The sequence below is a fragment of the Cellulomonas sp. McL0606 genome, assembly GCF_058248365.1.
Window position 1 is genome coordinate 1,682,599 of sequence record NZ_CM177779.1, and the last position, 20,015, is coordinate 1,702,613.

Here is a 20,015-nt window from a genome sequence, read left to right on the forward strand (position 1 = left end):
CCCGCTGGGTCGCCTCGTTGAACTCGTCGAACACGGAGAAGCCCGCATGACCGAACGCCTCCAGCTGTTGCCCGCCGTCGACGTCGCCGACGGTCAGGCCGTCCGGCTGACCCAGGGTGCGGCCGGCACCGAGACGGGCTACGGCGACCCGCTGTCGGCCGCCCTCGACTGGTATGCCGGTGGCGCGGAATGGATCCACCTGGTCGACCTCGACGCGGCCTTCGGCCGCGGGTCCAACGCGGCGCTGCTGGCCGAGGTCACCGCCGAGCTGTCGGGCAAGGGCGTGAAGGTCGAGCTCTCCGGCGGCATCCGCGACGACGCCTCCGTCGAGCGTGCCCTGGCCACCGGCGCCACCCGGATGAACCTCGGCACGGCGGCCCTGGAGAACCCCGAGTGGACGGCCCGGGTGATCGCGGCCTACGGCGACAGGATCGCGGTCGGCCTGGACGTGCGCGGGACGACGCTGGCCGCCCGCGGCTGGACCCAGGACGGCGGCGACCTCTGGGAGGTCCTCGCCCGCCTCGAGGACGCCGGCTGCGCACGCTACGTGGTCACCGACGTGACCAAGGACGGCATGCTCAACGGCCCGAACGTCGAGCTGCTCGAGCAGATGTGCGCCAAGACCGACGCGCCCGTCGTCGCGTCCGGTGGTGTGTCGAGCCTCGAGGACATCCGCGTGCTGCGCACGCTGGTCCCGCTCGGCGTCGAGGGCTCGATCGTCGGCAAGGCGCTCTACGCGGGTGCGTTCACGCTGCCGCAGGCCCTGGACGTCGCCGGCAGGCCGTGACGATGGCCGGCCGTGAACTGCCGCCGTCGTCGCCCTTCGCCGGCGACGACGGAACGGCCGATCCCGCCGTCGCGGCCGCGCTCGCGGCCGTGGCGGACGGCAGGGGCGGCACGGCCGACGTGGTGGCGGCCCTGCGCGGCACCCGGGTGCTCGTCCCCGTGCTCGCCGAGCTCGAGGTCGAGGACGTCGTCGTGCGCGACGGGCACGCGCACACCGTGGACAAGGAGGCCTCGGCGGGCATCGTCGCCCTGCAGGCCCCGGACGGCCGCACGGCGCTTCCGGTGTTCACGTCAGTGGCCGCCATGACGGCCTGGCGCGCCGACGCCCGGCCGGTCCCGTCGGACGTCGCGCGCGCCGCGCTCTCGGCCGTCACCGAGGGCTGGGAGGTGCTCGTCGTCGACCCCGGCGGCCCGACGACCGTCCTGCTGCCGCGCCCGGCGGTCTGGGCGCTGGCGCAGCAGCAAGCCTGGGACCCCGCCGTGGGACCCGGCGGGCTCGATCCGTCGATCCGCGAGGCGATCGTCTCGGCCGTGTCACCCGTGCGCGGGGTCGTCGCGGTGGACGCGGTCGCGGGGACCCGGGCGGAGGTCGCCGTCGTCGTGGACCTGGTGGCCGGCCTGGACCGCGCGGGTCTGGACGCGGTGCTGGCCGGCGTCAACGCGGCGCTGGCGGGCGTCGAGCTGGTCGCCACGCGCGTCGACTCGCTCGAGCTGCGGCCCCGCGCGGCCCGCTAGCGCCGCTTGACCGCCCACGCCAGCGCGCACACGGTCAGCACGGCGGCCGCGACCAGCTGGCCACCGAGGATCACCCGGTTCACGTCGAGCGTCGGCTGCCAGTGCGTGCCGGTGTCGTCGACGACGAAGACGCCGACCGCCTTGACGTGCGTCGCGTACCCGCCGCCGCCCCCGTGGCCCTCGTTCGCGCCCTTCTCCTCGGCCCCGTCCTCGGCGTGGTGCGGGACGGACATCTCGCCGCCGCCCGAGCCCGAGCCGGTCGCGCCCCAGACGCGCGCCACGGGGATGACGAGCGTCCCGCCGCGCTCGTAGGCCTCCCCGAACACACGCCGGACCGCGAAGGACTCGTTCGCTGCGTTGGTCAGGGTCGACGGGTCGAAGCGCGGGGTTGCCATGGTCGTCCTCCGGTCGGTCAGCTGGTGCAGGGCGTCAGCGGTGTGAACGCCGTGTCGTCGTCCAGCATGGCCCGCAAAGTGCTCACGGGCACCACAAAGCTGTGCCCGTTCTGGTCCTTCGCGTAGACCACCCCGACCACCCGGCCGTCGGCGTCCAGGACCGCCGAGCCGGGAGCTGCCCGGCTCGACGGGCGCATCGGTGACCAGCACCTGGCCGAGGTTCTCGTTCAGGGGGTCCGTCCGGCGATCCACGACGTGCCCGGGCGTCACCGTCAGCGCCCGGCCCAGGGGATAGCCGACGACGGTCACGGCGTCGCCGATCTGGGCATCGGCGTCGGCGAGAGCCGGAGCGGCGGGCAGCGTGTCGGTCGTCCGCACGATCGCGAGGTCGGCCAGCCCGGCCGTGGACGCCTCGTCCGCCGTCACGTCGCGTCCGTCGTACGTGCTCACCTGGAGCGTCGAGGTGTCCGCGACGACGTGCCGGTTCGTGATGACGGTGTGGTCGTCGATCGCGAAGCCGGACCCCGTCGACAGCGCACCGCACCCGATGTTGCGGATGCGCACGGCGATCCGCTGCGCGGTGTCGAAGCCGTCGGGGGAGAGGTTGCCCGACGAGCTCGGCGCCGGGACGGGCCCCATGCTCGGCTCGACCCGGGTCGGCACCGGGGCGGGCATCGCGGGCAGTGCGCTGCAGCCGGCGAGGAGGCCGACGACGGCGATCCCGACCAGCCGTCGGATCATCGCTTGAGCTCGGCCTGCAGGGCGGTGTTCGCGGCGGTGGCCTGGCTGCACACGGTCGCGACGTCCTGCCCGAACTGCGTGAGCTGTGCGGTGTCGTACTTCTGAGACTCCTGGAGGTACCCGATGGCTTCTGCTGGCCCGTGATGCACGCGGCCAGCGCCGTGGCCACCTGACCTGCCGCCTGCGAGACCCGGGCCTGGTAGTCGGCGAGCTCCTGCTGCGTCGCGTTCGTGTCGCCCAGCTGGGCCTTCTCGTTGGCGAGGTCCGTGATGCGCGTCTGCGCCGTCGCGAGCTGCGCGGTGGTCGTGTCGAGCCCGACTGGGCGGTCGCGAGGTCGCCCTGCGTGCTGGCCAGGTCGGTGGCGCCCTGCGTGGCCAGACGCTCCCAGCCGGCGCTCGACTCCTGCCACGCGCGCGTCGTCGCGAGCATCCGCGCGAGCACGAGACCTGTGCCGACGAGCACCAGCACGAGGACCGCCGACAGGACGACGACCGCCGTGCGCGGACGCCGACGAGCGCGGGGAGCGGGCTGCTCCGGCTCCGCCGGCCAGCCGACGATCGGGTCCTGCGGCGCCATCCGCCCAGGATAGGAGCCGGCACCGTGTGGTCTTCACCACACCGACCTCCCGATGTCCGGGTCGTACCGAAATCAGCGCGAGGCCGGGTCGGCGCACCCCGCACAATCGTGGACATGCCCACCACGACCTATGGAGATGTGCTGCGCCTGCCCGGCGTCGCGCGCCTCTTCGTCGTGTCCTTCGTCGCCCGGATCCCGGCCGCGATGATCGGGATCGTCCTGACCCTGCACGTGGTCACCAGCCTCGGTCGCGGCTATGCCGAGGCCGGGGTCGTCGTCGGTGCGGCCACGATCGGCATGGCCCTCGGGGCACCGTGGCGCGGCCGGCTCGTCGACCGGTTCGGTCTGCGTCGCGCGATCGCGCCGTCGGTCGCCGTGGAGTCGGCGGTCTGGTTCGCCGCGCCGCACCTGTCGTACCAGGCGCTCATCGGTGCGGTGTTCCTGGGTGGCCTGTTCCTGGTGCCGGTGTTCTCGGTGTCGCGGCAGTCGCTGTCCGTCCTGGTGCCCATCCAGCACCAGCGGCCGGCGTTCGCGCTGGACTCGGTCGCCGTCGAGGCTCACGTTCATGCTCTCGCCCGTGGTCGGTGTCCTCCTGGCGACGCAGGCGTCCACCGTGGTCGCCCTGACGGTCGTGGGGTCCCTCACCGTCCTCGCCGGTCTGCTCCTGATGTGGGCGAACCCGCCTACCCGGTCAGCGGTCAGCGTCCAGCCGTCCGACGACGCCCCGCCGGGTCGGCTGCTGACGCCCGCGCTGATCGTCGTCCTGCTCGCCGCGGTCGCGGCCGCGTTCGTCCTCGTCGGCACCGACGTGTCGCTCGTCGCCACCCTCAACGACGCCGGCCGCCCGCAGGACGTCGGCTGGATGATCGCCCTGTGGGCGGGGGGCTCGGTGATCGGCGGCCTGATCCACGGGACGGCCCGCCGCACTCCCTCGCCGCTGGTGCTCGTCGCGGTCCTCGCGCTGGCCACGGTCCCGGCCGCCTTCGTGCACGGGCAGGTCTGGCTCGCGCTCGCGGTCGTCGTCGCCGGCCTCCCGTGCGCGCCGGCGCTCTCGTCGATCAACGCCACCCTGGTGCGGCTCGTGCCCGAGCGCCGTCGCGGCGAGGTCATGGGCTGGAGCGGCACGATGTCGACGGTCGGCAACGCGCTCGGGGCGCCCCTGTGCGGAGCCGTCATCGATCGGACCGTCCCCGGTGCGGGGTTCTTGACGGCGGCCGTCGTGGGCGGGGGCATCGCCGTGACCGGCCTGGTCGCGCTGCGGATCGGACGGGGCCGACCGGCCCGCCCGGTTCTCGAGGCACCGACGCGTCCCGCCGAGCCGCCACGTCTGCCGAGGTCCGTCTCGGCCGACGCTCGTCGGCACTCCGTGCGACACGGCCTGCGCCCGCGCGCGGCCCGCCGGCGCGAGCGCGACGGTGCTCGGACGCTGGTCAGACGACCGAGCCGGTGAACTTCTCGCCGGGCCCGTCGCCGGGTGCGTCGGGGAACGGGGACGCCTCGCGGAACGCCAGTTGCAGGGAGCGCAGCCCGTCCCGCAGCGAGCGGGCATGCTGGTTGCCGATGTCCGGTGCCGACGCGGTGACGAGCGCGGCGAGCGCCGTGATGAGCTTGCGGGCCTCGTCGAGGTCCAGGTAGTCGGCGCCTGCGCCGGTCGGTCCGTCCTCGGCCAGCCCGCACTTCACGGCGGCGGCGCTCATGAGGTGGACCGCGGCCGTGGTGATGACCTCGACGGCGGCGACGTCCGCGATGTCCCGGGTGGCGTCGGCGGTGGGGTCGGTGCTCTGCGACATGGGTAGATGGTCTCACCACGAGGGGCACGGCCGGCCGGGGAGCGTTCGGCGGGGATCGGTCCGATTCGGCCCGCGCGCGTTGCTCTGCTAATCTTGACCGCTGACTGACCTGGGCTGCCGTTCGCGGACGCTCAGGCGCACAAGTGGAGTCCTCTCCCACCTTGGTCTCACCTGTTCGATGTGATCTTTCGATCGCAGCGACGACAGAGTCCGGGTCACAGTCCGCACCGGACGGCATCAGCCGCTCCCGGTCGCGTGAGCATGGCCACGGCCGTGCCTGCGTAGCGGACTTGTCGAGGCCTCCTCCTGTGACCAGGACGGGGGCCTTCCTCGTTCCTGGCGGTCCACACCACGAACCTGAGGAGCACCACATCAGCGAGCCCCGCATCAACGATCGGATCCGCGTAGCCGAGGTCCGCCTGGTCGGCCCCAACGGCGAGCAGGTCGGCATCGTGCGCGTGGAGGACGCCCTGCGCCTGGCCCAGGACGCCGACCTCGACCTCGTCGAGGTGGCACCTGACGCTCGTCCGCCCGTCTGCAAGATCATGGACTACGGCAAGTTCAAGTACGAAGCAGACATGAAGGCCCGCGAGGCCCGGCGGAACCAGACCAACACGGTCCTCAAGGAGATCCGCTTCCGGCTGAAGATCGACCCGCACGACTACGGCACCAAGAAGGGCCACGTCGAGCGGTTCCTCACGGCCGGCGACAAGGTCAAGGTCATGATCATGTTCCGTGGCCGCGAGCAGTCGCGCCCGGAGATGGGCGTCCGCCTGCTGCAGCGGCTCGCCGACGACGTCTCGGAAGCTCGGTTTCATCGAGAGCATGCCGAAGCAGGACGGCCGCAACATGATCATGGTGCTCGGGCCGAACAAGAAGAAGGCCGACCAGAAGCAGGAGCAGCGTCGCGCGGCGCAGGCTGCTGCTCAGCGCGAGGCGAACGCGGCAGCCGCCGCGCAGAAGGCCGCGCAGGTCGACGCTCCCGACGAGGCTCCGGCCGTCGTCGAGACGCCGGTCGTCGCGCCCGTCCCGGCGGTCGTCGAGACGGTCGAGGCCGTCGAGGCCGTCGAGACGGTTCAGACCGAGGCCGTCGTCGTCGAGACGCCGGCGGCTCCGGTCACGCCTCGCCCGGCCGCAGCCTCCCGCCCGGCCGCAGCGCCCCGCCCCGCCGCGGCGCCCCGCCCGGCCGCTGCGCCCCGACCCGCCGCGGCGCCCCGCCCGGCCGCGGCCGCCCCCCGCCCGGCTGCTGCACCGCGTCCCGCGGCCGCAGCACGCCCGAGCACCACCTCGGCCCCCCGGCCGACCACGACCGCCGCATCGTCGCCCGCCCCGAGCCCCGCGTCCGCGGGATCGACGGCGGCTGCGAAGTCGGCCACGCCGAAGCCTGCCGGAACGCCCCGCCCCGCGGCGCCGCGTCCCGGTCCGGCCGGACCAGCGAAGACCAGCACGACGGCCTCGGAAGAGGCCAGCTAACCCGAACGAACGGACGGGCTGACCCACCGGTCGGACCGCACCAGACGAGTCGCACGATCCCGTGCGATGTAACGACAAGGAGACACGGCAGCCATGCCGAAGAACAAGACGCACTCCGGTGCCAAGAAGCGCTTCCGGGTGACCGGGACCGGCAAGCTCATGCGCGAGCAGGCCGGCGCCCGCCACCTGCTCGAGCACAAGTCGAGCCGTCGCACCCGCCGCCTCGCCGGCGACCTCGTCGTCTCTCCTGCCGACGCCCCCCGCATCGAGAAGCTGCTCGGTAAGTGACCGCGGGGGCGCACCAGCGCCCCGGTCACCCATCCCGAGCCCGAGACCAGCAAGGAGCATCACGTGGCACGCGTGAAGCGGGCAGTAAACGCCCAGAAGAAGCGCCGGACAACCCTCGAGCGCGCCGCCGGCTACCGCGGCCAGCGTTCGCGTCTGTACCGGAAGGCGAAGGAGCAGGTCACCCACTCCCTCGTCTACTCCTACCGCGACCGCAAGGTCCGCAAGCAGGACTTCCGCAAGCTGTGGATCCAGCGGATCAACGCCGCTGCACGCGAGCAGGGCCTGACCTACAACCGCCTGATCCAGGGCCTCAAGCTCGCGGGCATCGAGGTGGACCGCCGCGTGCTGGCCGACCTCGCCGTGAACGACGCCGCGACGTTCAACACGCTCGTGGCCGCCGCCAAGGCCGCCCTGCCCGAGGACGTCAACGCGCCGAAGGCTGCGTGACCCTCGTTCGCTGAGCCCGACCGCCCAGTGCTCCCTCGTCGGAGCCGGGCGGCGGGTCGGTGTACCCGAAGCCCCCGCGGGGCCGCTCTTCTGAGCGGGACCTTCCGGGGGCTTCGTCGTGCTCGCTAGGCTCCGGCTCGTGCAGTCGTCGACGAACCGCGCCTGAGCCGGTGGCCGAGGCACGTCGTGCGTCCGATGGTCTGGCTCGTCCGACCGTGTCCGTCGAGGACGTGGCCAGGAACGCCCATCTGATGATGTCGTACGGCGGCGAGCCGATGACCCCGGGACTGGGTGACTTCCAGCTCGACGACATCGAGCAGCGGTTCGGGTTCCGGTTCGCGGCGGTCCACCGCGACTTCTTGCGCTTCGGCGTGCCGACGGGCCGGTACTGGGCCAACTGGCGCGACGGTGCGGCGCGGACCCTCCGGGCGCGGCTGCGGGTGCCGGTCGACGGCGTCGTTGCCGACGTGCTGGAGCACGACTTCTGGCCGGCGGACTGGGGCATTCGGCCCGACGTCGACGAGCAGCGCGAGGCGGTGGCCCGGGGACAGCTCGCGAACGTCCCGACGCTCGTCCCGCTGTTCGCGCAGTGCTACGTCCCGGCCGGTGACCGTCGTGCGCGGTGCCCGGTGTTCCTGGTCGACCGCACCACGGTCTCGGTCGTCGGGCGGGACCTCTACGACTACGCCGGCCGCGTGTTCGCCGCCCAGGATCCCGGCACCTCGCGGCGACCGTTGAGGGTCCCCTTCTGGTCGGACCTCGCCGAGCTGTTCGACCCGGACCGGCGAGGGCCCGGGATCATGGACCCGGCACGAAGCCCGGGCACGCGATGATGTCCTGGTGAGCACTCCCACCCTGACGAATCCTCGGGCCGAGCGCGTCAAGGCCGTCCGGTCGCTGAGCAACAGTGCGGTGCGGCAACGGGCCGGGCGGTTCGTCGTCGAAGGTCCGCAGGCCGTCCGGGAGGCCGTGCTGGCGGGGGCGGACGTGCACGACGTGTACGTGACGACCGAGTCGGCGCAGCGGTACCCCGAGATCGTGCTCGGCGCGCAGGACCGGGGGATCCGGGTGTCCGTCGGGACGCTCGAGGTCCTCGACGCGATGAGCCCGGACGGTCAGCAGGTGGTGGCGGTCGTGGCGCTCACCGCACACACGCTGGGCGAGCTCGCGGCCCCGCGGCTGGTCGCGATCCTGGCCAACGTGCGCGACCCCGGCAACGCGGGGACGGTGATCCGCGCGGCCGACGCGGCCGGCGCGGACGCGGCCGTGCTGACCGGCGAGAGCGTCGACGTGCACAACCCGAAGGTCGTGCGGTCGACGGCCGGGTCGCTCTTCCACCTGCCCGTGATCATGGGCGCGGACCTGGCGACGACGATCGACCACCTGCGCGCGGCGGGCCTTCTCGTGCTGGCCGCCGACGGGGTCGGCCCGTTCGATCTCGACGACCTCCTGGACGTGGTCGGCGCGACGGAGGACGGCGTCCCCGACCTGAGTCGGCCCACCGCCTGGCTCTTCGGCAACGAGGCGTGGGGGCTGCGCGACGAGGACCGTGCGCTGGCCGACGCCGTCGTGCGCGTGCCGATCCGCGGACGTGCCGAGTCGCTCAACCTGGCCACCGCGGCGACGGTCTGTCTGTACGCGAGCGCGCGGGCACACCGGTGAGGCTGTTCGCCGCGGTGTGGCCGCCCGAGCACGTGCTCGACCACATGGACGTCGCGCTCGGCGCGGTGCGCGGTGCGCCGTCGGGGCTGTCGCAGGCGGTCCGCTGGTCGGCACGAGAGACGTGGCACCTGACCACCGCCTTCTACGGTGACCTGCCCGACGGGTCGCTGCCGGTGCTGACGGCCGGTCTGGCCGAGCTGGCAGCGCGCGTCGAGCCGTACGAGCTGACGCTGCGCGGTGCGGGCGTGTTCTCGCACCGCACGCTGTGGATCGGCGTCGGGGGGGACGTCGAGACCCAACGGGTCGTGAGCTCGGGCTGCGTCGACGCCGGAGACGTGCCGGACCGGCGGGCACGCGAACGCGCGCACCTGACGGTCGGCCGCGTGCGGCCGGGGAGCCGGCCGCCGAGGCGGGGGTCGTCGACGAACACACGGGGGCGTCCGGGGCCCGAGCCGGACCGCGAGGTCGAGGTGGCCGACGGCATCGTGCGGGCGCTGGCCGTGTACGAGGGGCCGCGCTGGGAGGTCGGCGAGATCCTGCTGATGTCCTCGCAGCCGGGTGCGGGCCGCGGGGGTGGGCCGCTGTACGAGGTAGTGGAGCAGTTTGCGCTGGCCTCGCGTGGCAGGATGGGCACATGACAGCGCGTGCGCAGGCGGCCGACGGTCGCCGATTTCCCGGGCCCGTTCCCGGGCTGCGCCTCTGACGCGCACCTGAGCGGGCCGTCCATCGCTGGACCGGCCGCCCACCCCCGGATCGGGCGCCTCTAGACTTGTCCGCCGGCTCGGACGCGCACGCTTCCGGGCCGATCGCCGCGCTGAGAAACTCTTGGAAGGTCAGGATGTCCGACGACACCGCCCTGTCCCCGCTCGATGCTCCGGGCATCGACGCCGCCGTGGAGGCCGCCCTCAAGGCGCTCGACGCGGCGACCGACCTGGACGCCCTGAAGACCGCCCGTCTGGAGCACGTGGGGGAGCGCAGCCCGATCGCGCTGGCCAACCGTGCGATCGGCGGCCTGGCACCGGCCGACAAGGCCACCGCCGGCAAGCTGCTGGGTCAGGCCAAGGCGCGCCTCGGACGCGCGCTGGCCGACCGGCAGGCCGAGCTCGAGGCCGAGCGCGACGCCCGAGTCCTCGTCGAGGAGTCCGTCGACGTCACCCTGCCCACCGACCGCCACCCGCGCGGGTCCCGGCATCCGCTGGACGCTCTGTCGGAGCGCATCGCGGACATCTTCGTCGCGATGGGCTGGGAGATCGCCGAGGGCCCCGAGCTCGAGTCGGAGTGGTTCAACTTCGACGCGCTCAACTTCGGCGTCGACCACCCGGCGCGGCAGATGCAGGACACGTTCTTCGTCGACACTCCCGGTCTCGTGCTGCGCACCCACACGTCCCCGGTCCAGGCGCGGACGCTGCTGGAGCGGGACCTGCCCGTCTACATCGCCTGCCCCGGCAAGGTGTTCCGCACCGACGAGCTCGACGCCACGCACACGCCCGTGTTCCACCAGGTGGAGGGCCTCGCGGTCGACAAGGGCCTGACGATGGCCAACCTCAAGGGCACTCTCGACCACTTCGCCCAGGCGATCTTCGGGCCGGAGGCCCGCACCCGCCTGCGGCCGTCGTTCTTCCCGTTCACCGAACCCAGCGCCGAGATGGACCTCTGGTTCCCGCAGAAGAAGGGCGGCGCAGGCTGGATCGAGTGGGGCGGCTGCGGGATGGTCAACCCCAACGTGCTGCGCGCGTGCGGGATCGACCCGGACGTCTACTCGGGCTTCGCGTTCGGGATGGGGATCGAGCGGACCCTGATGCTGCGGCACGGGATCGCGGACATGCACGACATGGTGGAGGGCGACATCCGCTTCTCCGCCCAGTTCGGGACGGAGATCTGATGCCGCGCATCCCCCTGACGTGGCTCGGCGAGCACGTCGAGATCCCGGCGGACCTCTCCGCCGAGCAGCTGGCGGCCGACCTCGTGCGTGTCGGTCTGGAGGAGGAGGCGATCCTCCCCGCGGCCGTGTCCGGTCCGCTGGTCGTCGGGCTCGTCGTCGAGCGCACGCCCGAGGAGCAGAAGAACGGCAAGACGATCAACTGGTGCCGCGTCGAGGTCGGGCCCGAGCACAACGAGCCGGGCGGCGCGCCGCGGGGCATCGTCTGCGGCGCGCACAACTTCGAGGTCGGCGACTCGGTCGTCGTCGCGCTGCCCGGCGCCGTGCTGCCCGGACCGTTCCCCATCGCGTCGCGCAAGACGTACGGGCACGTGTCCGACGGCATGATCTGCTCCCAGCGCGAGCTGGGCCTCGGCGACGACCACGCCGGCATCATCGTGCTCTCACGCCTGGGCATCGAGGCGGCGCCCGGGACGGACGCACGCGAGCTGCTCGGGCTCGGCGAGGAGGTCCTCGAGATCAACGTGACTCCCGACCGCGGCTACTGCTTCTCCATGCGCGGCGTCGCCCGGGAGTACAGCCTCTCCACGGGAGCGCGGTTCACGGACCACGGGCTGCCGACGAGCCCGCTGCCCGTCGCGGGCGGCGGCTTCGCCGTCGAGATCGACGACGCCGCGCCGATCAACGGGGTGCCCGGCGCCGACCGGTTCGTCGCCCAGGTTGTCCGCGGGGTGCGCGCCAACGACCCGTCGCCGCGATGGATGCAGCAGCGGCTGCAGCAGGCGGGGATGCGACCCATCAACCTCGCCGTCGACGTCACCAACTACGTGATGCTCGACCTGGGGCAACCGCTGCATGCCTATGACCTGGCCAAGGTCGCGGCGCCGATCGTCGTGCGCAGGGCCGTGAGCGGCGAGAAGATCCGGACGCTCGACGACGTCGAGCGCGTGCTCGACCCGGAGGACCTGGTCATCACCGACAGCCCCGACGGCGTGCGCTCCTCTCGGGTCATCGGCCTGGCCGCGGTCATGGGCGGCGGCGACAGCGAGGTCGGCCGGGATACCACCGACCTGCTCATCGAGGCCGCGCACTTCGACCCGATCACGGTCGCCCGGACGGCCCGCCGGCACAAGCTGCCCTCCGAGGCCGCCAAGCGGTTCGAGCGCGGGGCTGACCCGCTGCTGCCGCGCGTCGCCGTCGCCCGCACCGTCGCGCTGCTCGTCGAGCACGGCGGCGGCGTCCCGGACGCCGAGGTGACGGACGTGTTCGACGTGGTCCCGCCGGAGTCGTTCGTGCTCCCGCTCGACCTGCCCGCCCGGTTGGTGGGCGTCGACTACACGCCCGACGAGGTCCGCGACGTGCTGGTCTCGATCGGCTGCGTCGTCGAGACGGCCGGGCCCGACGCCGTGCGGGTCACGCCGCCGTCGTGGCGGCCCGACCTGCTCGTCGGCGTGGACCTCGTCGAGGAGGTGGCGCGGCTGTGCGGCTACGACGCGATCCCGTCGATCCTGCCGTCGGCACCCGGCGGACGCGGGCTGACGCCGGGCCAGCGCACGCGTCGGTCGGTCGCCCGTGCGCTCGCGGAGTCGGGTCTGGTCCAGGTGCTGTCGTACCCGTTCATGGGCACCGAGCAGCTGGACGCGCTCGGCGTGCCGCCCGACGACGCCCGGCGACGCGCGGTGCGCCTGGTCAACCCGCTGTCCGACGAGCAGCCCTTCATGCGGACGACGCTGCTCGTCACGCTGCTGGACACCGCGCGGCGCAACGTCGGTCGGGGGGCGACCGACGTGGCGATCTTCGAGACGGGCCTGGTCACCCGCCCCCTGGCGGACGCGCCGCCGGCCCCGAGGCTGCCCGGGGGGATCCGGCCGTCCGACGCCCAGCTCGCCGCCATCGACGCAGCCATCCCGCCGCAGCCGCAGCGGGTGGCCGGCGTGCTCGCCGGCGCGCGCGAGCCCGCGGGCTGGTGGGGTCCGGGCCGTCGCGCGGACCACACCGACGCGCTCGCCGCGGCCCGACTGGTGGCCGACGTCGTCGGCGTCGAGGCTCACCGTCACGGCCGACGCCGACCACCTGCCGTGGCACCCGGGACGGTGCGCCCGGCTGTCGGTCGGCGACGTGACCCTCGGGTTCGCGGGGGAGCTGCACCCGAACGTGGTCGCCGCGCACGGGCTGCCCGCCCGGGCCGTCGCGTTCGAAGCTCGACCTCGACGCCCTGCTCGCCGCGGCACCGGCCGAGCCCTACCAGGCGTGGGCGGTCTCGACGTTCCCCGTGGCCAAGGAGGACATCGCCCTCGTGGTCCCGGCCGACGTGCCCGCCGCGGACGTGCTCGACGCGGTCCGGGTCGGGGCGGTCGCGTCACCGGCCGGCGACGTGGTCGAGGACATCCGGCTCTTCGACGTGTTCGAGGGTGAGCAGGTCGGCGCCGGCAACCGGTCGCTCGCGTTCGCCCTGCGACTGCGCGCTGACGACCGGACGCTGACCGCTCAGGAGGCCGCCGCCGTCCGCGAGGCTGTCGTCGCGGAGGCCCACCGCAGGTTCGGTGCGACCCTGCGCGCCTGAGACGAGAACGTCCGCCCAGTGAACGGGCTCCGCGGTGGCCGGCCGGTCGTCTCGGGTCCCACTTCTGTGAACGCGCTGGTCACACGCTTTGAGAACCAAGTCATAGGACGAGTTCACCCAATGGTTACTCGCCAGTAGTTGCGACGTTCCGGACATTCCCCCAATGTGGGGCCCGGTCGGCCTCCAGCAGCCGCCGAGCCCTCGACGAAGGAGACGTCCGACGTGCGCCCACCCCTGAAGTCACTCGTCGGGGGCGCCGCCGCCCTCGGGTTCGCCCTGGTCGGATCGTTGGTCGGGGCCGGTGCCGCCCAGGCAGCCGTGACGTCCGCCGCGCCGGTCGTCATCAACGAGGTGTACGGCGGCGGCGGGAACTCCGGCGGGCTGTTCGACCACGACTTCATCGAGCTGCGGAACACGTCGACGTCGGCGGTCGACCTCACGGGCTGGTCGGTCCAGTACGGATCGGCGACGAACACGTCCTTCACCGGCGTGACGCCGCTGTCCGGAACGATCGCCGCCGGCGCCACGTACCTGGTGGCCGAGGCCGCGGGTGCCGACCTGACGCAGCCCGACCTGCCGACGCCCGACGTGTCGGGCACGGTCTCGCTCTCCGGCACGGCGGGCAAGGTCGCCCTCGGTGAGCTCGTCGACGACCCTCGTGTGCGCGTCCGCGGCGGCCTGCGCCGCCGACCCGTCGGTGGTGGACCTGGTCGGCTGGGGCACGGCGACCGTGTTCGCCGGGGCCGCGGCGCCGGGTACGTCCAACTCCACGTCGGTGGCCCGCAACGCCTCCGGCGCCAACACGGGCAGCAACGCGGCCGACTTCACCGCGGGCGCCCCGACCCCCAGAGCCGCCTCCGGGCCGACCGGCCCGGGCACCACCGTCGACGCGACGATCGAGGCGATCCAGGGCACCGGACCCGCCTCCCCGCTGGTCGGTCAGTCCGTGCGCACCGACGGGGTCGTCACCGCCGCCTACCCGACCGGGGGCCTGTCGGGGTACGTGATCCAGACGCCCGGCACCGGGGGAGACGTGGCCCACACCGGCTCGGACGCGGTCTTCGTCTACTCGGCGGCCACCGTCGGCGCGGTCGCGATCGGTGACCACGTGCAGGTCACCGGCACGGTCAGCGAGTTCAGCGGCCTGACCGAGCTTCACGGTCGTCGCCGGCGGCATGACACCGCTGCCGCCCTCGGCCGCCCCCGTCACGCCGGTCTCGGGCACCTGGCCCACCACCGACGCTGCGCGCGAGGCGCTCGAGTCGATGCTCTTCCTGCCGACCGGCCCGATGACCATCTCCGACACGTACTCCACCAACCAGTACGGCGAGGTCGGTCTCGCCGCCGGGACCACGCCGCTCCTGCAGACGACCGAGGTCGCTCGGCCCGGGACGCCCGCCGCCGCCGCGGCCGCCGCGGACAACGCCGCCCGCGCGGTCGTCCTGGACGACGGCTCGTCGACGAACTTCCTGTCGGCGGCCAACTCCGGCCTGACCCCGCCGTACGTCTCGCTCACGAACCCGATCCGGGTGGGCGCCGCCGCGACGATCACCGCGCCTCTCGTCGTCGACTACCGCAACAACCTCTGGTCGCTGAACCCGACGGCTCCCGGCCCGGCGGCCGTGAGCTTCGCCAACACCCGGACGACGGCCCCGGAGCCCGTCGGCGGGGACCTCAAGGTCGCCTCGTTCAACGTGCTCAACTACTTCACCACCCTCGGCGCCGACACGGCCGGCTGCGTGCCGTACAAGGACCGCACCGGTGACCCCGTGACCGTGCAGAGCGGCTGCGACCCCCGCGGCGCCTGGGACCCGGCCGACCTGCAGCGCCAGCAGGACAAGATCGTCGCAGCGATCAACGCCCTGGGCGCGGACGTCGTCGGCCTCCTCGAGATCGAGAACTCCGCGGTGGTGGACGGCGTGCCGGACCAGGCGCTCGGCACGCTCGTGGACGCGCTGAACGCGGCGGCCGGCGGCGACGTCTGGGCCTTCGTCCCGTCGTCCGCCGACCTGCCGCCCGTGTCGCAGATGGACGTCATCACCAACGCGATCATCTACCGCAAGTCCGCCGTCGAGCGCACCGGCCCGTCGCACGCGCTCGGCACGCTGAGCGGCGACGACCAGGCCTTCGGCAACGCCCGCGAGCCCATCGCGCAGACGTTCACGCCGGTCGGCGGTGGGGACCCGTTCCTCGTCGTCGTGAACCACCTGAAGTCCAAGGGCTCGGCCGGTCCGCTGCCCGGCGACGCCGACACCGGTGACGGCCAGGGCGCGTCGAACGCGTCCCGCGTGGCGCAGGCCACCGCGCTGCGCGACTGGGTGCCGACGATCCAGGGCTCGACGCAGTCGGTCGCGCTCGTCGGCGACTTCAACTCGTACACCAAGGAGGACCCGCTGCAGGTCCTCTACGACGCCGGCTACACGGACGCGGCCTCGGCGCTGGCGCCGGGGCAGTACTCGTACTCGTTCGGCGGCACCTCCGGCTCGCTCGACCACGTCCTGCTCAACGGTCCGGCCCTGGCCCGCGCCACCGGTGCGGACATCTGGGAGATCAACGCCGAGGAGTCCGTCGCGCTCGAGTACGACCGCTACAACTACCACGGCACCCTGTTCTACGCTCCGGACGAGTACCGCTCCTCCGACCACGACCCGGTGATCGTCGGCCTGTCCTCCGGGGCGACCAGCACCGCACCGAAGACGCTGACGTTCCTCGACATCAACGACTTCCACGGGCGCATCGACACCAACACGGTGAAGTTCGCCGGGACCATCGAGCAGGAGCGCGCGGCCGCCGAGGCGGCAGGCAGCCCGGTCGCGTTCGTCTCGGCCGGTGACAACGTCAGCGCCTCGTTGTTCGCCTCCGCGGTCCAGCAGGACCAGCCGACCATCGACGTCCTGAACGCCCTGGGTCTGCAGGCGTCGGCCGTGGGCAACCACGAGTTCGACAAGGGCTTCGACGACCTGAAGAACCGGATCATCGCGGCTGGCACGAACGCGAAGTGGGCCTACCTGGGTGCGAACGTGTACCTGAAGGGCACCACCACGCCGGCGCTGCCGGAGTACACGATCCTCGACCTGGACGGCGTCAAGGTCGGCGTGATCGGGGCGGTGACCCAGGAGACCCCGTCGCTGGTCAGCCCCGGTGGCATCACGCAGCTGGACATCGGCAACCCGGTCGACGCGGTGAACCGCGTGGCCGCCGAGCTGACCGACGGCAACCCGGCCAACGGCGAGGCCGACGTCCTCGTCGCGACGTACCACGAGGGCGCGGGCGAGGGCACGCCGGACGGCGCGACGTTGGAGCAGGAGGTCGCGGCCGGCGGCGCGTTCGCGCAGATCGTCAACGGGACCTCGCCCGAGGTGGCCGCCATCTTCACCGGCCACACCCACAAGCAGTACGCGTGGGACGCCCCGGTGCCCGGCGAGGCCGGCGTGACGCGGCCGGTCATCCAGACCGGCGACTACGGCGAGAACCTCGGCGAGGTCACGCTGACCTACGATCCCGTCTCCGACGAGGTCACCGCGCACACGGAGAAGAACATCCCGCGGCTGGTGGCCCCGGTCGTCGCGGGGAACACGCCCGCGCAGAACGAGGCGGCCTTCGCCGCGCAGCTCGTCGCGACCTACCCCCGCGTCGCGCAGGTCAACACGATCGTGAACGCCGCGCTCGCCTACGCCGACACGGTCGGGTCCGTGCCCGTCGGTTCGGTGACGGCCGACATCACCACCGCCTACTCCGGCGGCACCTACGGCCCTGCCGGCTACGTCGGACCGGGTCCCAACACCACGTCGGGTCGCGACGACCGCGCGAGCGAGTCGTCGCTCGGCGACCTCGTGGCCAACGCCCTGCGCGACACCCTGGCCCCGGCGAACCTCGGCGGCGCCCAGATCGGCGTCGTCAACCCGGGCGGTCTGCGGGCGGCAGCTGTTCTACGCCCCCGACGGCGTCGTGACGACGGCCGAGGCCAACTCGGTGCTGCCGTTCGTCAACAACCTCTGGACCACCACTCTCACGGGCGCCCAGGTCAAGACGATGCTCGAGCAGCAGTGGCAGACGAACGCCGACGGCACCATCCCGTCGCGGCCGTACCTGCAGCTGGGGCTGTCGGACAACGTCACGTACACGTTCGACGCCGCGGCGCCGGCGGGCTCGCACATCACGTCGGTCACGGTCGACGGGGTCCCCCTCGACCCGGCCGCGCCCTACCGGATCGGCACGTTCTCGTTCCTGACCACCGGCGGCGACAACTTCCGCGTGGTGGCCCAGGGGACCGACGCGCGCGACTCGGGACTGATCGACCGCGACGGCTGGATCGCGTACCTGCAGGCGCACCCGGGTCTCGCGCCCGACTTCGCCCGCCAGGCCGTCGGGGTGCCGTCGGTGCCCTCGGCCGTCACGGCCGGCGACGCGCTCACGTTCCCGGTCACCGGTCTGGACCTGACCAGCCTGGGCGCGCCGCAGAACACGAGCCTCGACGTCCGGCTCGACGGAACGTCCATCGGGTCGGCCGCGGTCAGCGGCGGGAATGCGACCGTGTCGGTGACCGTGCCGTCGTCCACACCGGCCGGTGCGCACTCGTTGACGCTGGTGGCCACGCCGAGCGGCACGACCGTGACGCTGCCGCTGACGGTGAAGGCCGGCATCCCGGCCTCCACCACGACGCTGACGGCATCGCCGTCGAGCCAGGTCTTCGGCTCCTCCACGCGCGTGCTTCTCACCGCGACCGTCTCGGCACCCGTGCCGGTCGGTGGGAGCGTGGACTTCGTGTCCGGCTCCACGGTGCTGGCGACGGTCCCGCTCAGCGGCGGCACGGCCACCTACCGGCTGCCGGCCACGACGCCGGCGGGCACCTACCCGGTGGTCGCCCGGTTCGCGGGTGATGCCACGGTGACCGGCTCGTCGTCGGCGCCCGTCACCGTGACGGTGCGCAAGGTGACCACCACGACCGGGCTGTCCGTCACCCGCGGGTTCCTGTTCATCCCGCCGATCGCCGTGGTCACGGTCTCGACGGACAACGGTCGCCTGCCGTCCGGGACGATCGAGATCCGGGAGGGCCTCACGGTGGTCAAGCGGCTGAACATGGTCCTCGGGATCGCCATCGGCACCCTCCCCTCGGGCACGCACACGTACACCGCGACGTTCGTCCCGAGCGACGTCGCCAACGTGAGCCCGAGCACCAGCGCGCCGGTGACGACGCGCTGACGCCAGGACCGTGGCCCGCGTCCAGCCGGACGCGGGCCTCGGTCGTGCCAGGCGAAGTCTGCGCTCAGGCGAAGACGGTGCTCAGGCGAGGACGGTGCTCAGACGAAGTCGTGGTACGCGGGCAGGTCCAGCACCCCGTTGCCGGACAGGCCGATGACGATCGTCTCCGCCGCGGTCGCCTGCCGCGCGTACGCGATCGCACCGGCGACCGCGTGCGTGGACTCGGGGGCGGGGATGATCCCCTCGGCCCGCGCGAACTCGATGCCCGCGGCGAACGCGGTCTCCTGGTCGACGGCGATCGCCGACACCAGGCCGAGCTCGACGGCGTGGGACACCATCGGCGCCATGCCGTGGTACCGCAGACCGCCCGCGTGGATGGGCGGCGGCACGAAGTCCTTGCCCAGGGTGTGCATCTTGAGCAGCGGCGTCAGGCCGGCTACGTCACCGAAGTCGTACCGGTACTCGCCCTGCGTGATCGACGGGCAGGCGGCCGGCTCGCAGGCCACGACCCGGGTAGCGGTCCCCTCCCGCAGGTTGCGGCCGAGGAACGGGAAGACAGCCCGCCGAGGTTGGACCCGCCGCCCGCGCAGCCGAAGACGATGTCGGCGGCCTCGCCGATCTCGTCGAGCTGCGCCAGCGCCTCCTGGCCGATCACTGACTGGTGCAGCAGGACGTGGTTGAGGACGCTGCCGAGCGCGTAGTGCGCGTCCGGGTTCGTGGCCGCCGCCTCGACCGCCTCGCTGATCGCCATGCCGAGCGAGCCGGTGGTCTCGGGGTCGGCCGCGAGCATCGCCCGGCCGGCGTTGGTGAGGTCCGACGGCGACGGGTGGCAGATGCTGCCGTACGTCTCAATCTGCATCCGGCGGTACGGCTTGGAGTCGTACGAGGCCCGGACCTGCCAGACCTCGCAGGTCAGCCCGAGCAGCGCGCTGGCGAACGCCAGCGCGGCTCCCCACTGGCCGGCGCCGGTCTCGGTGGTGGTCTTCGTGATCCCCTCGGCGGCGTTGTAGTACGCCTGCGCGACCGCGGTGTTCGCCTTGTGCGACCCGACCGGGCTCACACCCTCGTACTTGTAGTAGATCTTCGCCGGGGTGCCCAGGGCCCGCTCGAGCCGCAGGCTCGGACGAGCGGCGACGGCCGCCACAGCGCGTAGATCTCGCGCACGGGCTCGGGGATCTCGATCCAGCGCTCGGTGCTGACCTCCTGCATGATCAGCGCCATCGGGAACAGCGGCGCCAGGTCGTCCGGCGTCAGCGGCTGCTGCGTGCCGGGGTGCAGCGCCGGAGGGCACGGTGCCGGCAGGTCCGCCGCGAGGTTGTACCAGTGGGTGGGGACGGTCGAGGGAACGGTCACGCCGAGGGTGTCGAGCAGCGATGCAGTCATCACGGTCCTCCGGGTGGGCACGCCACGCTGGGCGTTCGTCTGCTGTCGGGCGAACCGGTGCGTTGGGCCGTGGACCGGCGCCATCGAGCGGTCCA

General features: G+C 73.1%; 15 protein-coding genes and 4 pseudogenes. 13 read left to right on the forward strand and 6 right to left on the reverse strand.

Features of this window, described 5'->3' with window-relative positions:
* Positions 1-46: 46 nt before the first annotated feature.
* Both priA and AC38ZX_RS08525 read left to right on the forward strand, forming a co-directional pair.
* A complete protein-coding gene (priA, locus tag AC38ZX_RS08520) occupies positions 47-787 on the forward strand; it encodes a bifunctional 1-(5-phosphoribosyl)-5-((5-phosphoribosylamino)methylideneamino)imidazole-4-carboxamide isomerase/phosphoribosylanthranilate isomerase PriA (protein WP_426595380.1) in 741 nt (246 codons plus the stop codon).
* Between the two features lie 2 nt (positions 788-789).
* Positions 790-1,521, forward strand: a complete 732-nt coding sequence (locus AC38ZX_RS08525; protein ID WP_491296970.1) for an SseB family protein — start codon at positions 790-792, stop codon at positions 1,519-1,521.
* Here AC38ZX_RS08525 and AC38ZX_RS08530 read toward each other — a convergent pair.
* Positions 1,518-2,657, reverse strand: coding sequence for a spore germination protein GerW family protein (locus tag AC38ZX_RS08530; RefSeq protein ID WP_491296971.1), 1,140 nt, complete (start codon positions 2,655-2,657; stop codon positions 1,518-1,520). The genes AC38ZX_RS08525 and AC38ZX_RS08530 overlap by 4 nt on opposite strands.
* Entirely contained in the window at positions 2,654-2,806 is a 153-nt protein-coding gene (locus AC38ZX_RS08535) for a hypothetical protein (protein WP_491296973.1), read from the reverse strand. Before AC38ZX_RS08535 ends, AC38ZX_RS08530 begins: the two co-directional genes overlap by 4 nt.
* 631 nt (positions 2,807-3,437) lie before the next feature.
* On the opposite strand from AC38ZX_RS08535, the pseudogene AC38ZX_RS08540 reads away from it, so the two are divergent.
* Both AC38ZX_RS08540 and AC38ZX_RS08545 read left to right on the forward strand, forming a co-directional pair.
* A pseudogene (locus AC38ZX_RS08540) lies at positions 3,438-3,719 on the forward strand (MFS transporter); the annotation flags it as partial.
* Positions 3,720-3,798: 79 nt separating this feature from the next.
* On the forward strand, positions 3,799-4,683 hold the full coding sequence (locus AC38ZX_RS08545) for an MFS transporter (protein ID WP_491296974.1): 885 nt from the start codon (positions 3,799-3,801) through the stop codon (positions 4,681-4,683).
* Here AC38ZX_RS08545 and AC38ZX_RS08550 read toward each other — a convergent pair.
* Positions 4,664-5,023, reverse strand: coding sequence for a DUF1844 domain-containing protein (locus AC38ZX_RS08550; protein ID WP_426595386.1), 360 nt, complete (start codon positions 5,021-5,023; stop codon positions 4,664-4,666). The genes AC38ZX_RS08545 and AC38ZX_RS08550 overlap by 20 nt on opposite strands.
* A gap of 371 nt (positions 5,024-5,394) precedes the next feature.
* Between AC38ZX_RS08550 and infC the strand changes: the two are divergent.
* The 9 genes and pseudogenes from infC to AC38ZX_RS08595 form a co-directional block, all read left to right on the forward strand.
* Positions 5,395-6,010: pseudogene (gene infC, locus AC38ZX_RS08555) on the forward strand (translation initiation factor IF-3); the annotation flags it as partial.
* 579 nt (positions 6,011-6,589) lie between these two features.
* Positions 6,590-6,784, forward strand: coding sequence for a 50S ribosomal protein L35 (gene rpmI, locus AC38ZX_RS08560; RefSeq protein WP_491296975.1), 195 nt, complete (start codon positions 6,590-6,592; stop codon positions 6,782-6,784).
* Positions 6,785-6,847: 63 nt separating this feature from the next.
* Entirely contained in the window at positions 6,848-7,231 is a 384-nt protein-coding gene (rplT, locus tag AC38ZX_RS08565) for a 50S ribosomal protein L20 (RefSeq protein ID WP_028049801.1), read from the forward strand.
* Positions 7,232-7,446: 215 nt separating this feature from the next.
* A complete protein-coding gene (locus AC38ZX_RS08570; RefSeq protein ID WP_491296977.1) occupies positions 7,447-8,064 on the forward strand; it encodes a hypothetical protein in 618 nt (205 codons plus the stop codon).
* Between the two features lie 4 nt (positions 8,065-8,068).
* Positions 8,069-8,893: a TrmH family RNA methyltransferase gene (locus AC38ZX_RS08575; protein WP_491297341.1), complete on the forward strand. Its 825-nt coding sequence runs from the start codon at positions 8,069-8,071 to the stop codon at positions 8,891-8,893.
* Positions 8,890-9,531 (forward strand): RNA 2',3'-cyclic phosphodiesterase, encoded by a 642-nt coding sequence (gene thpR, locus AC38ZX_RS08580; protein WP_491296978.1) that lies wholly within the window; start codon positions 8,890-8,892, stop codon positions 9,529-9,531. The genes AC38ZX_RS08575 and thpR overlap by 4 nt, the downstream gene beginning before the upstream one ends.
* A gap of 200 nt (positions 9,532-9,731) precedes the next feature.
* A complete protein-coding gene (gene pheS, locus AC38ZX_RS08585) occupies positions 9,732-10,775 on the forward strand; it encodes a phenylalanine--tRNA ligase subunit alpha (protein WP_426595391.1) in 1,044 nt (347 codons plus the stop codon).
* A pseudogene (gene pheT, locus AC38ZX_RS08590) lies at positions 10,775-13,335 on the forward strand (phenylalanine--tRNA ligase subunit beta). The gene pheS and the pseudogene pheT overlap by 1 nt, the downstream one beginning before the upstream one ends.
* Before the next feature lie 222 nt (positions 13,336-13,557).
* Positions 13,558-18,537 (forward strand): annotated as a pseudogene (locus AC38ZX_RS08595) (ExeM/NucH family extracellular endonuclease).
* A gap of 98 nt (positions 18,538-18,635) precedes the next feature.
* Here the strand turns inward: AC38ZX_RS08595 and AC38ZX_RS08600 are convergent.
* From AC38ZX_RS08600 to AC38ZX_RS08610, 3 genes are read right to left on the reverse strand one after another with little or no spacing between them, the layout of a single operon-like run.
* Positions 18,636-19,043, reverse strand: coding sequence for a hypothetical protein (locus AC38ZX_RS08600; protein ID WP_491296979.1), 408 nt, complete (start codon positions 19,041-19,043; stop codon positions 18,636-18,638).
* On the reverse strand, positions 18,974-19,681 hold the full coding sequence (locus AC38ZX_RS08605) for a pyridoxal-phosphate dependent enzyme (protein ID WP_491296980.1): 708 nt from the start codon (positions 19,679-19,681) through the stop codon (positions 18,974-18,976). The genes AC38ZX_RS08600 and AC38ZX_RS08605 overlap by 70 nt, the downstream gene beginning before the upstream one ends.
* Positions 19,594-19,920, reverse strand: coding sequence for a hypothetical protein (locus AC38ZX_RS08610; RefSeq protein WP_491296981.1), 327 nt, complete (start codon positions 19,918-19,920; stop codon positions 19,594-19,596). The genes AC38ZX_RS08605 and AC38ZX_RS08610 overlap by 88 nt, the downstream gene beginning before the upstream one ends.
* Positions 19,921-20,015 lie beyond the last annotated feature (95 nt).